We start from the raw sequence: 19,238 nt of genomic DNA, 5'->3' as shown, positions 1-19,238 counted from the left end.
GAGGCATAACAACTATGAAAATTGATCGCTTGCTATCGATTGTAATTGTCCTATTAAATCGTCGTTCCGTACAAGCTAAAGACTTGGCTGAACTATTTGAGGTATCGGTACGCACGATATACCGCGATATTGATTCACTGAACATGGCTGGCATCCCGATTGTGACACAGCAGGGGTCAAACGGCGGTATTCGTATTGCAGAAGGCTACAGGCTTGATCGCAGCCTTCTAAGTAACGATGAGCTAGCTTCCATCGTTACTGCCTTACAAAGCTTGGCTTCCGCCCATCAGACAGACAGCACTCATCTGCTGGTCGAGAAGATTCATAGCATCATCCCGCCTGCGCAGGCAGAGACGTTTCAGTTCAAGACCAGTCAATATCGAATTGATCTTACGCCATGGGGCAACCAACATAAATTCGAGGAGAAACTCGCGCTGCTTAAGCAGTCAATCGAGACGTTAACACAGGTAACGTTTACGTATTGTGATGCGGCAGGAACTGTCACGGAGCGAACCGTCGAGCCTCATACCCTAGTCATGAAAGGTCAGAAGTGGTATTTGTATGCATACTGCACACAAAGGCAAGCATTCCGCTTCTTTAAACTATACCGTATCAAAGAGTTGAATACGGCAAGGCAATCGTTTAAGCGCCGTCCCGTCGATCTAGAAGCACAGCCTTGGGATGAAGAATGGCACAAAGCTGACAACCTCATTCGACTTGAACTTGCTTTTACACCGCAAGCCAGGTATATGGCTGAAGAACGGTTCGGTGTCGACGAACTGTATACAGCTGATGATGGTTCTTTGCGAGTGGAACTACATTACCCTGAAGACGAGTGGTTGTATGGCTTCCTGCTGTCCTTTGGCACAAACGTAACCGTCATTAAACCGATTCATGTAAGGGAACGCATACGTGCTATGGCTCAACATATTCAGCAATTATATGATGGAGACAAATAAAAATACGGCTGTAAGTAACCTGACAACCAGTTGTCAGGTTACTTACGTTATACTCGCTTTATGAAACACAGCTGCTTCTTGTTTGCTGGCTCATTATTTGATAAATAACATTCGATAAACCAAAGGAGACAAGGACGATGACCCTTTATTGCCAAAGCTGCGGAATGCCTATGGAAGATGAAAAATTGTACGGTACGACTTCACAAAGGGAACCTGATCCTCAATATTGCCATTATTGCTATCAGGATGGCGCGTTTACACAACCCGATTTCAAGATTGCGGATATGATTAACTTCTGCCTGCCGATCTTAGTTGGCGAAGGAATGCCAGAACAGGAAGCAAAGAAATTACTGGAACACTCGCTGCCGTCACTCAAACGCTGGCAGGCGCAAGAAGGCGGGCGTCCAATCCCAGAATTAACTCCTGATAGATTCGAAACACTGGATCGCTTCTTTATTAGCGGCACTAGCGCACGCACAACTAACCTCAAAGAAATGTCAGGTACTGGCGTCATTGCGGGGTTATGGTCGGACTTTTGGGCGCAGCAGCAAAGCCCGCCAACTCAACCAATCTACTCTTTATATACTCATTACGAAAGTGATGCATCAGGTGAGTATGATTATGTACTCGGTATGGAATGTGTAGATGAGGAGAAGCAGACCAACAGTGCTATGGCAGAAGCGGATCAAGCAAATGTATTTGAGGTGCCAGCAGCACGTTATGCTGTATTTGTAACTCGGACCGGGCCGCTTGTTGAAGTTGTTGTCGAAGCTTGGCAAGCGATATGGAACTGGTCGCAGCAGCCAGGCAATGTTCGTACCTATACAGGCGACTTCGAATTGTATAACGAACGCAGCATGAACCCAGAAGCAGCGCAAGTAGAAATCTTTATTGCCGTGAAGTAAACGGACCGGATTGGGGCTTTTTTGCCGGATATATCCTTGGTATTGTACCAGCAAAGTATTAGCAAAGAGGCCCTTAGTCTTGGCTGCGCCTCGTTCATTCCGCTGCTCAGTTTGGAGTATCGATCGCAAAAAAATAGCCTCTAATCTGCTCCAGATTAGAGACTCAAACGCGTTGCATATATATCGTAATAGAACAGAACAGAAATCCGTAACCGATAGGAGATTGGAACCTAATTAGGTTCGGTTGGGGTATGAGCTTCGTGAATAGTCTGATGAAATTGTTTAATCATCGATTTGAACAAAAACTGCTCTTGATTGCTCAAACCCACTTGATTTTCCTGCACCACATATTGTTGAATGCTGCGCTTCATGATTTCATGACGACGTTCCGCTTCTGCTAATAACACCGAATCACTCCTTCTTAGTAAAGATTTCCTAATAGGACTATTCAAGTATATCGAACATCGCCGCTTTAAGAAAATGCAGTGTAAAAGCATAACAGGGGATCTCCTGCGCTGAGCTTAGTTGAGAGCAGCAGAGCTATCCTCATTTAAAATAATGCTCCCATATCCTCCGCCATCCACCCTAATATAATTGGTAAAACGTTTCCATAATCCTCTTTAACCAATTGGCTTTGTTCCATTGCTTGACCTTTAGTGTATTCATAATCTGCTAGAAGTCCTGCTATCTTACGAGGAGCTCATTGCTTTATATCTGCTGCGCAGCATCCATGCTCGTTCCTTACGGCGCATATACTTCGGTAAGGCGCGATAGATGCTAATCGCCTCGTTCCAAGACCTCTTGGCCTCATCCTTGCGGCCCATCTCTTCATACAGCAGTCCCATGCGATAATAGGCTTCGCACGAAGAAGAATGCAGTATATGCAGCTCTTGAAGAGCCTCAAGCGCCTTGTCCTTATCGGTACGGGCATACAAAGCAGCAAGCCGCAGATAAGGCTGTCCGTATTTTACACGCGGATTTATATCCAACGCTTGCAAAATTGCTTGAATTCCTTTCTCTTCGTCATCGGTATGGACATAACTTGTTCCTAAGTCGTCCCAATATTCCGCCGAATGCTCCATTCGATCTTGGATCGGCTCCAATACTTCCCGCGCTTCTCGGTAACGCTTACGCTCAAGCAGCAGCCTCCCCAACTCGTGCTTTAAGGATACATTGTGTGGGTTTGCACTCAGCTCCTGCTTCAATTTCCCGATTCGTTGCATACGCTTTATTGGCCGGATGAAACTTGGGGATAAACCTACATACCTGCGCTCTAGCATGTACGCAATAATAAGTAAGGCAATAATCGCGATAAAAGGATTGCCAAATAGCCAATACAATAATCCAAAGCCTAGTAATTTACTCATCTATTTTATCCACACCCTCTATTAAACTACGAATATTATACCATATCTTGGATATAATTATAGGTGATTTTATTCTGATTTAACGAGAATGCTGCTGATAAAAAGCCTCCACTATTGCTGCTGATGACGTTTAGGCAATGCCAATCCAACTGCTAACTGTCGGTAGATATCCACAATTTCTTCCAGCTTCATTCTGACGAGTCCACTTGAAGATGGCGCAACAAATGCCGCAGTCCCCTCTACTATCGGCTCAGACTGATAACCCCAGACAGCATCCTTACCGCTGAACGCATGATATACTCCTTTGCCTACAAAACAGACCACCTGCGGTCGATACAAGGTTATTTTCCGCAAGAGATTGATCCGACCCGCGGCATATTCCTCAGTCGAGATCTCGGCAGCCGTACGTGTAGGCCGAGATACAATATTGGTAAATCCGTAGCCAAGTGCTATCAGATCCTGATCCTCGTCTGCATGGTAAAGGCGGTCCGTCAATCCGGAACGGTATAAAATAGTCCAGAAGCGATTGCGCGGATTTGCGTAATGATGACCTGTCTCACCAGAGCGAAGACTAGGATTAAAGCCAACGAACAATACCTTAAGACCTTGCTGAATATGATCCGGAATTGCAGCAAGCACATCTGTTCACTCCTTTCCCTTACAAGCACATTTTCTTAAATATAGCTTCCATAATATAAATCAGTTATGAATCAGTTTCTGCATATGAACAAGACCTGATCCTTATGGAAGTAAATTGGCCTGTCACGCGTCTAACGGTCCTTCTACGACAAAGCACCCTGCTAATGGCAAGGTGCTTTATTACGCTTAAGCCCATCTTATTTACTAGGAATAAACTGCTGCACCCATTGACCAAAGCCTCGTGGATTACGTGTCTGGATAAGCACCGATCCTTCTCCACGGAAACGACAGACTAGTACCTCACCGCTCGTGACAGATGATACCCATCCCTTCGATGACTTCTCCAGCTTATAATCAATATAACTTGGCCACGCAACCAGATGACCATTATCTACAACAACCTCTTCTCCAGGTCCGAGCTGAATCGGGTGAATGGCGCCATACGAGGATAGAAACACAGTACCGCGACCACTAATTTCAATGATAAAAAAACCTTCGCCTGACAACAAGCCTTTACCAAGGCGCTGCATTTTGGTAGAGACTTCAATACCGCTCGTTGCAGCAAGAAATCCATCTTTCTGCACAAAAAGCGAATAGCTTCCATCCAACTCAACCGCCGTAATTCCGCCAACAGAAGCTGGCGCAAGCGTGGCCTGACCATGCCCTTGCTGAGATGTCAACTCTTGAAAGAAAAACTTCTCCCCGCTCAGCATCCGGCCGAGCCCTTTCATAATACCGCCCTCCATCGACCCGCGCAGCTGAATATTCGGGCTCATAGACACCATTGCACCTGATTCAGCCTTAATTGACTCGCCATGCTCTAATTCAATCTGCAAGAGGGGGAATGCTCCTTCGTACAATATTTCATAACGCAAATGAATCACCCTTTCATTATGAGAAGTGGAAGTATGAAATGGCATATTGGATCTGCATCCGCATGCACATCTCGCATCTATAACTTGTAATACGCGTTAAAACGACAGACGTTGTATGTATATACCTAATTGCACCCGTTTCATACAAGCTGATAAAATGAATGCAGTCGATAGGCGCATACGCTTTATCATACTCGTCAGATTAACATTTCAACTTCAAAGGAGCGATATGAAATGTACCAATATATAGACCAACAATATACAGAAGTGGATTTTAGCAATAAAGACCTGCGGGATGGCGAATTACGGGGCTGTACCTTTACCAATTGCCGATTCCGCGGGGCTCATATGGAAGAAGTATGGACTACAAGCTGTCAATTTATGAACTGCGACTTTACGGGTGCCGTTTTAAACGCCTCTATACATACACGCTCCGCCTTTACGAATTGTATATTTAGCGGCACGAACCTATTTGTAGCCAAGTTTGAGGAATGTAAAATGACAGGATCAGACTTTGCCAACGCCCAGTTAGACGGTATTACTATTCAAGGCGGCGATTGGTCTTACACCAATTTGCGGCATGCTAATCTGGTCAAGCAGCAGCTACGACACGTGAAGTTGGCTGAGGCAGACTTGTATGAATGCAATTTGGAAAAAGCAGATCTAAGAGATGCCGACCTGACTCGCGTACGGCTTGGCAAAACTAAGCTTAAAGGCGCGGACCTAAGGGGAGCGATCGTAGACGGTATCGACTTTAAGTCAATAGACATAAAGGACGTACGCCTTGATGTCACACAAGCTGTAGTAATGGCTCGATCATACGGTGCCAAAATAGATTAATTGATGATCATATCAAATAAAAGCCGCCTCTCCTCGCCTTACAGATAACCGAAAAACGTGTTATCGTATGACGAGTAAGAAGCGGCTTTCTTACATGAAGTCATTATTTGATTCGTTAACAAACGGTCTGCTTACTTTACGAGAACCCATACGTCTGAAGCGCCAGGTGTTTCGCCTTTTGTCCACCATTTAGCTTGATAGACCTTGCCTTGGTAGGCTACCTTAGCCTGTCCATCATATGCAGTCGTTTTGTTCCATTCTAATGTCACATTGCTAACCACTTTCCATACATCTGAAGCCCCTGGCTCATCCCCTTGCGTCCACCATTTCGCTTCGTATTCCAAACCGTTATGGGTGACACGGTCGCGGCCAAGATATACTTTACTGCGATCCCAAGTGGTGAATTGCCCTTTTGCTTTTGTGCTTGCTTCAATGGCTGCACTTGCCGCTGAACGGTTTGCTGCTGCATCTACAGCTACTACTGTGTAAGTGTACTTCGTATCCGGCGTTAAACCGTTATCTACAAAGGAAGGCTGTACCGTGGAACCAACCAACTGGCCGTTACGGTACACTTCATATTTTGCAACACCGACATTATCGGAGGATGCATTCCAAGCTAATGTAATACTTGTCTCTGTCTGAGCAGTAGACTTGACATTGCCCGGAACTGTAGGTGCTTCTTTATCAACTACAGCTGCTTTTGTGCTTACAACAAATGGTGTACTTGCTCCAGAACGATTACCCGCTTCGTCTGCAGCCACAACTGTGTACGTATACGATGTTGCTGGTGTCAGTCCGCTATCCATAAAGGATGGTTCTGCAACTGTGCCGACCAGCTTGCCGTCACGGTATACCTCATACTTGGCCACACCTACGTTATCAGTGGATGCCGTCCAAACAAGATGAATCCCTGTCTCCATCTGATGAGGAGCCTTTACGTTTGTTGGAACAGATGGCGCTTCTTTATCAACCACTGGTGATTTTGTGCTAACAGACAACGGTTTGCTGGCTGCCGAGCGATTGTTTGCTCCATCCACAGCAATTACCGTGTATGCATAAGCTGTAGTTGGCGTTAAACCTTTATCGCTATAGGATGGTGCTGTTGTGGTGCCAAGCAGCTTCCCGTCACGGTACAATTCGTACCATTTGATACCTGCGGAAGCCGATGATACATTCCATTTAATCTCTATGCTAGTTGTCGTCTGCGACGGAGAAACAACGTTACTTGGAACTGTAGGAAGTTGAACTTCGGAACCATCGTTCACAAGGTTAACGTCCATTACTTGATAGAATGCATTGGGTGTATCTGCAATCTCCCATACGCCAAGAATTAAATGATAACCGCTGCGATCCTTTGGAACATTAACTTCATGGGAAACTTTTGTTTGCGGTTTTTTGCCGCCATCATCAAAGTATGCAATTTGTTCGAGATCCGCACGCTTCAATGGTTTGTTAGGGTCCCAATCTTTTTTCGTAATGTAATATTTCCATTCTTTTGTGCTGTGCGGAGCTGTCAGGTGCCAAGAGATGGTGTTCTTACCACCATTCATTGTCACTTTTGACCAGCGGTTAGCTGATTGTTCATACAGTTCCGTGAAGATACCGCCGCCAGTTATTTGGCCATCTTTAGGTCCGCCTTCTGGAAAGTTCCCTAATGCTTCTACACTTTGCGGTTCATATTGGACCGCTCCGCAAGATTTATTTTCACCCTGCTTGCACAACAATGCGCGGCTAGCAGGGCCCTCGATATACCCATGTGCTGATGCAGTATCTGCAAAAGCAAAAGTTGTTGCTGTACCAACTGCCACCAACCCCATCGTTACTAAAAGCGTTGAAACATTTGTTTTCCACAATCTTTTTGTCAACATCAGATCAATCTCCTTATTCATTCGTAGTATATCGCCCGTTGAAACTTACTTTTGGATAAGCTGACTGTACTTGATGAGAGTGCTAAGAGTTGAATAATTGCATATGTCTCCCCTCATATGCGTAATTATTCATATTACACTCTTGTCCATATCTTACTAAATGCCGACATTCCTCGAAAGGTTCATCATACCTAGTAGAAATCTTATCGTTTCACATGAATGTATATACGAATGTATCCGTTTTCCAATAGATCACTCATGACTGTAGTCTTAATTTAATCGGGACAATGTTCTACTTTCTTTTCATACATTCGACTACTTTAAACAAGAAATGGATAATATGAGGCAGCAAGACTATAACAAAAAGTGGTAGTTATATTCTATAAAATTAAAGCGGTATAATTCTTACAGACTATAAAACGTGAGGCCACTATACCTAAAGCACTACTAAATTTCCATGCAAAAAAATGAATTTTTGTACAAAATAGCTCTCCAAACACCTTGAATTTCTTCCCCAAGAGCTTTACAGTGTTCATGCAAGCCAAAAATTTGGCTAAATTTTAAATAACGAAGGAGGAATTAATAATGATCGAATTTTTAAGGAGGAACCTGTGGGCTTCAGCTTTTCTGTTTGTTATCCGGTTATACTTAGGCTATACCTGGATTTCGGCTGGGCTCGGCAAAGTATCAGGCGGATCATTTGATGCAAGTGGATTTCTGAACGGCGCCTTGGCCAAAGCAACCGGTGAACGACCGATTGTCCAAGACTGGTGGGCATCTTTTCTGAAGCATGTTGCGTTACCGAATGTAGAATTATTCAGCATCATGGTACAATGGGGGGAAATACTTGTTGGCGCAGGTCTCCTGCTAGGCGTCTTAACAAAGACTGCGGCTTTCTTCGGAATTGTCATGAATATGTCGTTCCTCTTAAGCGGAACAATTAGCGGCAGTCCGATTATGATTATATTGTCCATGTTTGTTCTTGTTGCATATACCAACGCAGGACGGATAGGTTTAGATTATTATGTATTCAGCAAGCTTAGATCTAGATCTAACACTAACAGCGACAGATCCCCTCACAGCAGCGCGGCTCCCTCTGCATGACTTAACTTCACAGCCTGTCCCAGCAAGAAAGGTCCCCAGACGCAAGCCGAAGACCTTCCAACATGATATTGTATAAGGCAGTCTGATAAACGGTACTACTTTATTAAAGCGCATGTATGGCCCGTTCGATTCGTTCCAGCGCTTCCTTTACGACACTGCGTGACGATGCCATATTTAATCGCTTGAATCCGCTTCCTTCCACTCCAAAAGTATAACCTTCACTTAACCACACCTTGGCCTGTGCAAGTGACCAAGATTCAAGAACGTCGTTATTCATACCGAGCGCCCGAAAATCGAGCCATTTTAAGTACGTGCCTTCTAGCGCAACAGTCTTCACAACTGGCATTCTTGCAGCTATAAAAGAATCAATCAGAGCATTGTTCTGCTCCAAGTAATGTATAACTGCTTGCAGCCACTGCTCACCATGTGTGTAACCGGCGATTGTTGCCTTGATAGCGCCTACATCCAGACTCGTGCAGCCTACACGGTTAATTGCGACGTTATACGCCTTGCGAAGCTCTTCATTCTGGATGATGATATTTCCCATCTTAAAGCTCGCAAGGCTAAACGTCTTGCTTGGCGCAGTTGCCGTAATCGTGATCTCGGATACGCCCGCAGATAGAGAAGCGATCGGGATATACTGAGCCGTGCCGTAGACAAAGTCGTGGTGGATATCATCCGAGAAAATGATCACATCGTTCTCCAGACAAATATCCGCGAGCCGCTGAAGTTCATCTCGCGACCATACTCTGCCTACCGGATTATGTGGATTGCAAAGAAAGAATAATTTAAGAGCAGGATCTTGAGCTTTCAAGGCAAAGTCTTCGAAGTCAATCTCATATCGCCCATTGATCAGCTTTAACGGGTTGGTAACCAGTTCAGCACCGTTTAGTTGGATCATTCTCGCGAATTGTGGGTAAACCGGAGGCTGAATCATGACCTTTTCACCAGGCTTAACAACGGATTGAACCGCAAAAGCCATTGCTGGGATCACCCCAGGGGTGGTCAGAATCCAGTCACGCTTCACTTCCCAAGCATGACGGCGCTGCATCCAGCTTATAACCGCCTCATAATATGATTCCGAACATAACGTGTAGCCATAATTCGGAATGTTCATGCGCTGCATCAGTGCATCCTGTATTTCCTTGGCAGCAGGGAAATCCATATCAGCAATCCATAGTGGAATACAGTCTTGCTGCAATGAATGCTGCGGCGTGGCTTTAATTGCATCCATACTCATTCTGTCCATGATTCCATCAAAGTTGTACATATCATTCTCCTTGTCTGACTTCCAGCTGTATTGAGCTCCTAGTCTTTATATTAACGTAAACGGAATCATATTAAAAATAATGAAAGCGCCGCATTTCATCCGGTCAAGACAAATGAACAAGCAGCTATTCAGAGGAGTGCGTATCCTATAGTACTTTCTGAAAAGGAGATGTGAGCAAATGAAACGTAATTCTTGCGGTTGTGGTCCTAGCAAACCAAATATGGGTGGCGTCTCTCCGTATGGCATGAGCCCTAACATGATTAGTCCTGCAAGTGCAGGTCCAGGAATGGGCCCTAATATGAATCCTGGTATGGTCAGCCCCGCTTCCACAGGCCCTCTCAATCCGATCGTAGCCCCAGAACAAACGATATTCAAAAACTTCTACCATACAGCAACTCAACCTATCGTTCACCCCGTTAATATTGTCAATCAACATCATACTATTCCAGTACCTCAGCACTTCTGCTCCTACAATGTAAAAGACGTGAACTGTGGCGTGCGCAACAAACGCAGAGGACGTCGTTAATCCCCATTTGTTCATTAGAGCCCAATTGTAGATGAGAAGCGCCTGCTCAACATGAGCAGGCGCTTTCTAAACATTAATTACATAATTCCAACGTGACGCTAACTCTCTTCAGCAATCCCAATCATTGTGCGAATAAAGAAGTGCATTCACGTCGATTCTATATTCACATCCGTGTCACAAGTTCGCCGCACCGTGCTTCACGGATCCGCTTTGCTGAACTCATTTTTATTTTTGAAGGGGGATTCATACATGTCCATTCCAAAAAACCGTCGAGAAAATGCGAATAAAATTCGCAAGCAAACTCCACATGCACATGGCAAAATCAAATCATTCCGTGAGCTGGCTGAGGAATAGACTGTTTATTCGACTGACGTGAGCTAAAGTTAAGTTTACGTCAGTCTCCCTTCATTGAATCTCCCCCTACAGGAGATTGTATAATAGATTCAGGAGGTGCTGCAGCATGACTATTTCCATGCCAAAAAAGGAACCAGCAATGTTGTTGTCCAAGGTTCCTGATTCTGAGTTGTATTATACAATCGGCGAAGCCGCAAAAATGATTGGATCAACTGTAAAAACGGTTCGCCATTATGATGAAGTCGGACTTCTAAAGCCCACCAAATATACCGAAGGCGGCCATCGACTTTACACAACAGCCGATATATGGCGCTTGGAACTCATTGTAATGCTGCGTTATTTGGATTTTGGAATTGAAGATATCCGGCATATGATGTCTGATGATACTCAAGTAGCAGAAGCTCTTGACTGGCAAATAGAAGCGCTAGCAATCAAAATGAGCACACTTCAAAATATGATTACGATCTTAAAAGAAGCAAAACAGCATCATTCTTCAAAGGATTCGCTTAATTATATTCATCAATTAATGGACACTATAACAACAAGCACTAAACAAAAAAATCAATACATAGCCGATAAAATAAAAGAGACGAAGTTATTTGCCGACACCCCACCTGAATGGGAAGATTCAGTGCTCTTTCTCTTTAACAAATACATTGTAAAAGACCACAAAAAAACAGCCCGACAAACTTTTGCGTGGAATGAACTTAAGAAATTAATAAACGATCTACAGTTTATAATGGAATTTAAAGAAAGCACTTTTCCTTTTATACAAAGCAACCCTAAATTTGATGTTGAAGTGTGGAAAAGCAATTTGGAAATGAGATTGTTACGACTTCAGGCTGCTATTGAACAGCACGCAGCTCCAAATAGTCCGGTCGTACAAGCAATTGTAATGGAAGCTGCGATGATGATGCAGTCATCCGAAGAGCAGCTTCTCGACAAGCGAGCCTATTTACGTCAATATGCCCAACTCGCTTTGAGACCACGACCAGAATTAATGAAACGATTTGATCGCCTTTGCATGATCATTAATCCCGAATGGCGCACATTGCTTCAAGCAGATAAATTATTACTGCAAGGCATCCAATGGATGGTTGATCATTTAGAGGACGACGATAAGTAGCAGAATTCTGGCACACCAGCGGCTAAATAATAAGCTGACACTGAAGTACCCCGTGTCAGCCTCTTTTATAATTCAAATGCACTCTTTATGCAGGACAGCTCATTGTTTTCATCAAGAAGATAAATACCGCAGCCTATCGTCCCGCCAGTCTTCCATAATCCTGCTGCAGCAACTGCTTCACAGGCTTTTCTCGGAGACGGTCCATCTGATATAGTCCCATCGTCTGCACCCACTGGCTGTGATTCACATACCAGTTGTATATCGACCAATAATCGATACCGGCAACAAAGCCTTCTGGCCGCGGCAATCCAGCAGCAGTTACGGTCGCTCGCTCTAATAGTGCACGCAGCGTCTCGTGGTACATCTGCACCTGTTTATGAGCATCACTATTGTCTTCTTGGCTCCAATACCCGTACTCTGTATTCAGGATCGGTTTGTCCGGCCATAACTTGTGGGCCTCCTCCAAAAACTGTTGTGTGCCCTCATATGCCGTCCCCCCGTGGAATATACCAAAATACATCGTCCATGCCGCCACATCAAGCGGTTCCATAGACTCGTCATGCGCTCCAGGCTGATCGGCTGCGGCGCTCTGCGTAATTAACCGATCATCCGCATAATTGGAGCGAACATCATGAACAAGCCGCTCGTTGTATATTTTACGCAGCTTTACTTCCTTGCTTTCATTTTGTGTGCTCCACAAGAGCACTGACGGACGATTAAACTGTGAATAAATCATTTCGCGCCACATTTGATCAGCGAGCCGTTTCTGCTCCTGCGCCTCGTAATGAATCGTCTCAAATTGCCAGAGCGGTATCTCGCTCATCGCAGCCAAGCCAAGCCGATCTGTCAGCAAATACGTATAAATATGATTCGGGTAATGAGCGGTCCGAACCATATTCGCATGTAATTGCTGTATCTGTTGCAGATCTGTCTTGATGCGTTCCCACGCAGCTGTCCTGCCATAGCGCGGCCACTCTTCATGACGTGCAATACCACGCAAAAACACAGCATGCCCATTCAGCTGAATCTGTGTACCAGATGTCCGAATCGTCCGAATACCAAATTGAGTGGCGAGTTGATCACGCTGCTCCAACTGCTCTCTGCACAAGCTGAGCTCAGCAACGTACAAATGTGGATGCTCCATATCCCACAGCTTAGGCTCGTGGACATGCAAATGCCAAGTTACGACAATACTTTGCCATGGCTCTAGTTTGACACTTCGTGGCTCCCAATCGTCCACTGCCACAACAGATGCTCGAATATCGTCTGCATAAGGAGAAGCCAGCAGCTTGTCTGTTTCAGTTGTTGCCTCGTAAAGTTTACCTTCAAGCGTGGCCTGCGCACCAACAGCGGAACGATTCTCAATGACTGCCTTCACGAACAAACGTCCTTGCTCATTCTGTGGCACAACATCCAAGCGTGCTATATGGATGGTTGGTGCCGCCTCCAAATACAAATCCTGAATGACACCTGTATAGTTAAAGAAGTCGGTATCTGCCCTCGCAGGAATCATATCTATGCGGCTTCCCCAAGGCGGGTTGTCTATTCGGATTGTGATCATGTTAGTGCCTTCACGCAGCATAGATGTCACATCTAACGCAAACGGCGTAAACCCGCCCTCATGATAGCCTGCCCACTGGCCATTGATCCAAATATCACATACATAGCTGATGCCTAAACTTTTTAGCGTAACCGCCATCTCCAACCAATGGATAGGAACATGGAATGTCCGGCGGTACCACACGCCATCCTCATACCGTTCCGCTCCAGCAGAACTCTCTTCGCCTGACATCCGGTTCTCAGGCCCAGGAAGCTCGATAGCAGTCCACTCGGAATCATCATATTGAAGTTCCGTACGCCCCTTCGCATCTGCTTCTACCTCGCTTATCCACTTCATACTGCGTGGTGTCAGCGATTGGTCATGATCGGCAGCAAAACGTTGTTTGCGCCATACACCATGTAAAGATAACGTTTGTCGTTTTTGCGGTTCAAAGGTGGGGACTGGTATGCCGCTTTGAAATGCAATAGCATGTTCCTTTACTTGCTCGATCTGAAAAGTTGGTAGCAAAAAACCATCTGTCATTTGCTGCGGTAATCTATTACACATACATCTCCCTCCATCATACGGCTTCAGCTTGTGGTTGGTTCTGAATATAGGAGGGGCACCGCTGATTTGCCGTGCCCCACGCTTATAATTATTTAATAGATACAGCCTTGTACCACTCGTTTACTTCCTTCGTCACTTGCTCGCCACCATTATGCTTCCACTTCTCCACGAATGTATCGAAGTCATCAATCGACAGTTTGCCATAAATAATTTTGTTAAATGTTTCGAACTCTGATTGACGCAGCAGATTCCATTTGCTCTGCATTGTAGGCGTTGGAGCACCGTTAAAATAATTTTTGCGTCGAATCTCTTTTTGATCCATAACAATCTTGGCGCCATACCAATTCTCCGGCTTGCGCTTCTGTGCGAGCAGCTTCTCGTATGGTGTCTCTGGCTTCTTGCCCTCGGCCAGCTTTACAAGCGTACTCATGTACAAGTTCGGAATGACCGCTTGATTGTTGTTAAAGCCCGTGATAAACATAAATTCGTTGTTGTAATCCGGAATACTCGCCGGATCACTCGTTGGCTTGCCATCTACTTCATCCCAGTCATACCCCTTGGCAAAACCAAATTCGAACTCCCCGCCAACTGGTGGATTCGCATAGTTCTCTAACAAGTAATTATAGTAAATAAAAATAGCTTCCGGGTGCTTTGCATGTTTGCTAATCAGCACATTGCCGTTTGCGCCTGTGCTGCTCTTCCACTTGGTGCCGATCTTGCCATCAGGCCCTGCCGGAATCGGATAAGCCTTGTATTGCGCATGGGGTACATTTTTGGTCAAATCCGGGGCTGGCCAATCGGGAATCCACTGTGCTCCGGGCAATATCCCTGCGTTGCCTTTCGTCCAAATCTCAGCAGATTTCCCTTCATCCCATAAGGCCGCATCAGGATGAATGTATCCTTTCTCCATCCACTCATGCAGCTTCTCTAAAGCCTGCTTAGTACCCGGATGGATCGAGCCGTACTGCAGCTGATTATTCTCGCCCATGTTCCACTGCTCGGGCACTTCGCCATAGGCAGCAAACACCCACTCCAAGGATCCCATCCAGCCATTGTACCCGCTCTTCATTGCACCGGTCAGCGGAAATACTTTATCAGGAGCAAGCCCATCCGGGTTATGGTTCTTGAACTGATCCATCATGTGTTCCAAATCGGCAATCGTATTAGGTGCAGACAGCTTTAACTTTTTCATCCAATCCTCACGCAGCCAAAGCACCGTGTTGTCATTATCCAGATTCTCCAGGATCGGCAGCGCGTACTTTTTACCGTCTTTGATGTACGGATACCAAATTTCAGGATGCTGTTTGGCATGCTCTTTCAGAATGGGCGAAGCATATTTCTCAAACAGATCATCAATCGCCATAAACTCTTCCGAATCGATCAACTGGCCTATGACGACAGGGTCATCATAATAAGGAACAAAGTCAGGAATTTCTTCTCCTGATGATAACGCTAATTGCAGTTTTTGTTTGTACTGGTCCGTATTGGCCGGCTCCCAGATGTTGTTGATCTTAATACCCAGACGCTGTTCAGCCCATCGGCTGTGTACATTGTTATCCTTGGTGTCACCCTTTGTATATTTACGCTGGCGTCCTACACTTGTAACCTCAACAGGAGTGACATACTTGCCATCTTTAATCGTAATGTCTGCCATCGCAGCTTGTTCTGCGCTTGGCGTGGCTGTATTGTTATTGGAGTCAGAACAGCCCGCGAGCATGCTTATGATCAGTATGCTGATTAGCACCATCTTAAGCCCTTGCCCCTTGTTGACCATGTGTGTATCTCCCCCTTGTGTTGTAGATAGGTTCATCTTATCAACCGAATGTAGGCGTTTCCATAAGGGTTTGTTGTGTTTGATAAGAGTTTGTTAGTGTTATTCGCAGCTATGCTGATGCCGCTCTCGATATTCTTGTGGTGTCATGCCATAATATTTTTTATACACTTTAATGAAGTAAGCAGGGTCTGAATAGCCGATCTCTTCGCAAATTTCATAGATGCGCTTTGTTGTCTCCATAAGCAGCCTGCTGGCCTTGTCCATACGAACATTCATCATATATTCACTTAGACTTTGGCCCGTTTCCAGCTTATATATTTTCGATAAATGAGTGGGGTGCATATGAACTTCATCTGCAATAGCCCGCAGGGAAGCGTCCTTATGTAGATTACGCTCAATAAACAGGTGTACTTTGCGAATCGTACTCTGTCGGCTGCTGTGTACCTCTTCTTTCTGTACCTGCTGAATGAGCCGTAACATGTCATATGACCATCGCTCCAGCGCCTGGATTGAACGGAAAGGTGCTCCGCTGCTAAAGGAGGCCATTAGCTCAGGACTCAAGTCTGTCAAGTATTGGCCGTTGCGATGAATAAGCTGCATATAGGCCGTGCTAATTTCCATTCCGGCAATAAGTACATGTTCATAGGATTGCTGCCACTGCTCGGATAACTCCGCAAATATTTGGCTTAAACGCTGCTCTGCCAGTTCCCATTGGGACATTTCCAGCAATTGCAGCAGCGTCGGCGCAGTATGGAGCGCGCGCATGGACTTAGCCGCAGGATGCAAAGCGGCGGATTCGAGCAGAATTAGCTCCTGTCGTTCGCCCACCTGTCGCCTGAAATCGATAAGCGCTTGCTCATAAGCAGGCCTTACTCCAGCTGGGAACGTATGCGCTCTAGTCAGCAGCAGCGATACTGGTTCCTTGGCGATCGACTTCAGCTTCTGCTGCAGTCCAAGCATCATGTGTTCCAGAAGTCGGGTGACCTCAGCAGACACTAGCACGCTGTCACTCGGCTGGAGCAGCAGCACAATATAACCATGCTCTTCGCGGCAGCCCCATACTTCAAAATCCGGTGACAACCATTCATCTGCTATATTAAGCACCGCAAATTCCGCCCAACTGCGATCCGTTGTCGTATTTTGCGACGCTGTCTGATATTCATTTTCAAGCCGAATCAGCATCATCCACACTTCTCTCTGCTCAACAAAGGGAATTTGGTAGCGGTCTGCTTGATCCTTCCAACGGCTCGTGTGTCCTTTACCGACAAGCCATTCCCGCAGCAAATGGCTTCGTATAAGCGGCAAGTTCTCTTGCAGGCTGTGCTGAAGTTTCTGATACACACCTTTGTCCGCATCCCTCCGCTCCAACTGCTGAACAGCCTTATTGACCACACGAAATAATTCCTCGTCCTTTACTGGCTTAAGCAAATAATCAAATGCCTCCAAGCGCATCGCCTGCTTCGCATATTCGAACTCTGAATAGCCGGACAAGAGCAAACACACGGTGTTAGGCTTACGCTTCTTGATCTCTTCTATTAATTCCAGCCCGGACAGTTCAGGCATTGATATATCCGTAATGACGAGATCGATCGGATAAGTATCCATAAGCTCCAACGCTTCGAACGGGGAATACGCTTTATGTACCACATCAATCTGGAGTTCATTCCAAGGCTTGTGATCAGCTAGATTGTCCACCCAATGAGCTTCATCGTCTACGATCAGTAAGTTTCTCATCGTTCACTCTCTCCTTCTTCCGCGCTGCCTCGGTTATGCGGATGCCTATATTGTTCGTTCTGGTCTAGGACCATCCATTCCAGACGAACGATAAGTCCTTGCAGTTCGGCTTGTCTGATCGTTATGTCGGCCCCTTCCGCATAACGGTACAAAAGTCGCTGTCTTACATTCCACAGTCCATAGCCTATCTGCGGATTGTCAGCGGCTGTGACTGCGTGCAGCAGGGCTGCAAGCTGCTCATGCGATAAGCCCTTGCCGTTGTCTTCAACCTCAACCCACACTAGTTGGCCGGACCGCCCTCCGCGGATAAGGATACGTGCTGGCCGGATTAAGCTGCTAATGCCGTGTACGATTGCATTTTCCACGACAGGCTGTATGATCAGCCGCGGTACAATCAAGCTGTGCAGCGATTCAGCGATATCGATCTCAACCTGTAAACGCGAGAAGCGCATTCGCTGAATGTCTAAATAGCTGCTGACTACGGCCACTTCATCTTTCAGCATCACTTCCGTAATATCTGTACGTGTCATGTAACGATAATAATCGCTTAAGTTGTGTGCCATCGTAATGGCAGCTTGATCCTGCTTCATCTCAATCATATTAATAATAAAGCCAAGGCAGTTGTATAAAAAATGAGGATTGATCTGAGCTTGAAGCTGCTTTAAATAAGCATCCTTCGCCCTCAACTGCTCCATCAAAATGTTCTCTATCAATTCTCTCATGTCTCTGCTCATCTCATTAAACCGATCAAACACAAAGTTAAACTCGTCGTTGCGATCGGTCTGAATCTGAACGGCGTATTGTCCGGATTGAATGCTTTTAAGCCCGCGCATCAGTGTCTTCAGCGGGGCAAGCACATGACGATACACGGTATAAGACATCGAGATGGTTAACAGAAATAGCACAACAAGCACCCCGTAAAACAGACCATTTACCACAGATAACGGCTTCATTGCATCATCAAGCAGCGTGCTGTCGACCATATACCAATTAAGACTGTCAGATTCAACTCCAGTGACCAAATACTGCTGTCCGTTAGCTTTGAATACATACTGAAAAGTATGCTCTAATTCCCTTCCCTGGAGATTGTTAACGATAAGTTCGTTAATGGAGCTGCCTTCACGACTTCCTTCAATCCACTCATCCCGACTGTGATACAAAATCGTATTACCACGATTGTGTTCCATCGCCCGATCCAACGTCTCGCGTATGTTAGATTCCGGGAAGGAGGCGCCTACAATGGTTGTCGCATGCAGGCTGGCTGCCCGCTCGCGGATAATACCATCCAACGTGAAGCGGTAGAAGCGTCGGTCTGCGGAGGGCTCATTCCGTCGCAATACCCACCGGGCAGTTAATTCATGATGGAATAAGCTTTCCTGAAATATTTTACTATCAAGTGCAATCATTTCTTGATTCAGCACAGAGTATATCCCGTAAGAGCTTTTCCACTGGGCAAATGTGTTCTCTTTGTATGCAAGCTTGTCTTGGATGGACCTTCGATTCTCAATCCGGTCATAATTTAAAGCTTCCATTGATATAGATGCAAATCGCTTCACAGTGGAATCGGTCAACAATGTTAACTGAAAGTCTGTCATTTGACGTACCTTACTGTCCAATTCCTCTGTCAGCAGCATCAGCTTCTGCAAGCTGGAGCGACGTATCTCGTCTTGTAATATCGTCGTTGTACGCTGGTGAGCGATTCCGTAGACAACTACAATAATGAAGAAGACAAGTGCCAGCCCCAAGTTCAGCTTCTTGAACAGGTTACCACGAAATTTCATCTGTCCCCT

The 19,238-nt window shown here is 45.6% G+C and carries 17 protein-coding genes; 7 read left to right on the top strand and 10 right to left on the bottom strand.

The window, feature by feature from the left end:
* The first annotated feature begins 14 nt into the window (after positions 1–14).
* Together QP775_RS15145 and QP775_RS15140 are read left to right on the top strand one after the other, a co-directional pair.
* Positions 15–959 (top strand): helix-turn-helix transcriptional regulator, encoded by a 945-nt coding sequence (locus tag QP775_RS15145; RefSeq protein WP_239329948.1) that lies wholly within the window; start codon positions 15–17, stop codon positions 957–959.
* Positions 960–1,096: 137 nt separating this feature from the next.
* Complete coding sequence (locus tag QP775_RS15140) at positions 1,097–1,864, top strand: zinc ribbon domain-containing protein (protein WP_285107213.1); 768 nt, start codon at positions 1,097–1,099, stop codon at positions 1,862–1,864.
* Between the two features lie 230 nt (positions 1,865–2,094).
* On the opposite strand, the gene QP775_RS15135 is transcribed toward QP775_RS15140, so the two are convergent.
* The 4 genes from QP775_RS15135 to QP775_RS15120 form a co-directional block, all read right to left on the bottom strand.
* Positions 2,095–2,271: a hypothetical protein gene (locus QP775_RS15135; RefSeq protein ID WP_239329950.1), complete on the bottom strand. Its 177-nt coding sequence runs from the start codon at positions 2,269–2,271 to the stop codon at positions 2,095–2,097.
* 282 nt (positions 2,272–2,553) lie between these two features.
* Positions 2,554–3,231, bottom strand: coding sequence for a tetratricopeptide repeat protein (locus QP775_RS15130; protein WP_285107209.1), 678 nt, complete (start codon positions 3,229–3,231; stop codon positions 2,554–2,556).
* Positions 3,232–3,342: 111 nt separating this feature from the next.
* Positions 3,343–3,870, bottom strand: coding sequence for a mismatch-specific DNA-glycosylase (locus tag QP775_RS15125; protein ID WP_285107207.1), 528 nt, complete (start codon positions 3,868–3,870; stop codon positions 3,343–3,345).
* Positions 3,871–4,067: 197 nt separating this feature from the next.
* Positions 4,068–4,745, bottom strand: a complete 678-nt coding sequence (locus QP775_RS15120) for a TIGR00266 family protein (RefSeq protein ID WP_350338977.1) — start codon at positions 4,743–4,745, stop codon at positions 4,068–4,070.
* A gap of 234 nt (positions 4,746–4,979) precedes the next feature.
* Between QP775_RS15120 and QP775_RS15115 the strand changes: the two genes are divergently transcribed.
* The gene (locus tag QP775_RS15115; protein WP_285107203.1) at positions 4,980–5,585 is read left to right on the top strand and encodes a pentapeptide repeat-containing protein; all 606 of its coding nucleotides are present in this window, start codon (positions 4,980–4,982) and stop codon (positions 5,583–5,585) included.
* A gap of 131 nt (positions 5,586–5,716) precedes the next feature.
* Here the strand turns inward: QP775_RS15115 and QP775_RS15110 are convergent, their stop codons facing one another.
* Positions 5,717–7,453: a lytic polysaccharide monooxygenase gene (locus tag QP775_RS15110; protein WP_285107201.1), complete on the bottom strand. Its 1,737-nt coding sequence runs from the start codon at positions 7,451–7,453 to the stop codon at positions 5,717–5,719.
* A gap of 582 nt (positions 7,454–8,035) precedes the next feature.
* Between QP775_RS15110 and QP775_RS15105 the strand changes: the two genes are divergently transcribed.
* Positions 8,036–8,557, top strand: a complete 522-nt coding sequence (locus tag QP775_RS15105) for a TQO small subunit DoxD (protein ID WP_239330683.1) — start codon at positions 8,036–8,038, stop codon at positions 8,555–8,557.
* Between the two features lie 103 nt (positions 8,558–8,660).
* On the opposite strand, the gene QP775_RS15100 is transcribed toward QP775_RS15105, so the two are convergent.
* Positions 8,661–9,827, bottom strand: coding sequence for a MalY/PatB family protein (locus QP775_RS15100; protein ID WP_285107199.1), 1,167 nt, complete (start codon positions 9,825–9,827; stop codon positions 8,661–8,663).
* Between the two features lie 178 nt (positions 9,828–10,005).
* On the opposite strand from QP775_RS15100, the gene QP775_RS15095 reads away from it, so the two are divergent.
* The 3 genes from QP775_RS15095 to QP775_RS15085 all read left to right on the top strand — a co-directional run bounded on the left by QP775_RS15095 (position 10,006) and on the right by QP775_RS15085 (position 11,833).
* Positions 10,006–10,353, top strand: coding sequence for a hypothetical protein (locus QP775_RS15095; RefSeq protein WP_239329957.1), 348 nt, complete (start codon positions 10,006–10,008; stop codon positions 10,351–10,353).
* 249 nt (positions 10,354–10,602) lie between these two features.
* Complete coding sequence (locus QP775_RS15090; protein WP_239329958.1) at positions 10,603–10,707, top strand: DUF6254 family protein; 105 nt, start codon at positions 10,603–10,605, stop codon at positions 10,705–10,707.
* 106 nt (positions 10,708–10,813) lie between these two features.
* Positions 10,814–11,833 (top strand): MerR family transcriptional regulator, encoded by a 1,020-nt coding sequence (locus QP775_RS15085; protein ID WP_285107196.1) that lies wholly within the window; start codon positions 10,814–10,816, stop codon positions 11,831–11,833.
* 133 nt (positions 11,834–11,966) lie between these two features.
* Here the strand turns inward: QP775_RS15085 and QP775_RS15080 are convergent, their stop codons facing one another.
* From QP775_RS15080 to QP775_RS15065, 4 genes are all read right to left on the bottom strand, one after another.
* Positions 11,967–13,940 carry a glycoside hydrolase family 2 protein gene (locus QP775_RS15080; RefSeq protein ID WP_285107194.1) on the bottom strand — a complete coding sequence of 658 codons (1,974 nt, stop codon included), beginning with the start codon at positions 13,938–13,940 and terminating at the stop codon, positions 11,967–11,969.
* Between the two features lie 88 nt (positions 13,941–14,028).
* A complete protein-coding gene (locus tag QP775_RS15075; RefSeq protein ID WP_239329962.1) occupies positions 14,029–15,714 on the bottom strand; it encodes a type 2 periplasmic-binding domain-containing protein in 1,686 nt (561 codons plus the stop codon).
* Positions 15,715–15,813: 99 nt separating this feature from the next.
* Entirely contained in the window at positions 15,814–17,448 is a 1,635-nt protein-coding gene (locus tag QP775_RS15070; protein ID WP_285107191.1) for a response regulator, read from the bottom strand.
* On the bottom strand, positions 17,445–19,229 hold the full coding sequence (locus tag QP775_RS15065) for a sensor histidine kinase (protein WP_285107189.1): 1,785 nt from the start codon (positions 19,227–19,229) through the stop codon (positions 17,445–17,447). The genes QP775_RS15070 and QP775_RS15065 overlap by 4 nt, the downstream gene beginning before the upstream one ends.
* Positions 19,230–19,238: the final 9 nt, after the last annotated feature.

The organism is Paenibacillus sp. UMB4589-SE434 (genome assembly GCF_030226685.1).
Classification (GTDB): domain Bacteria; phylum Bacillota; class Bacilli; order Paenibacillales; family Paenibacillaceae; genus Paenibacillus_B.
The sequence above is the reverse complement of the archived record's forward strand: the minus strand, read 5'-3'. Positions and strand labels throughout refer to the sequence as shown.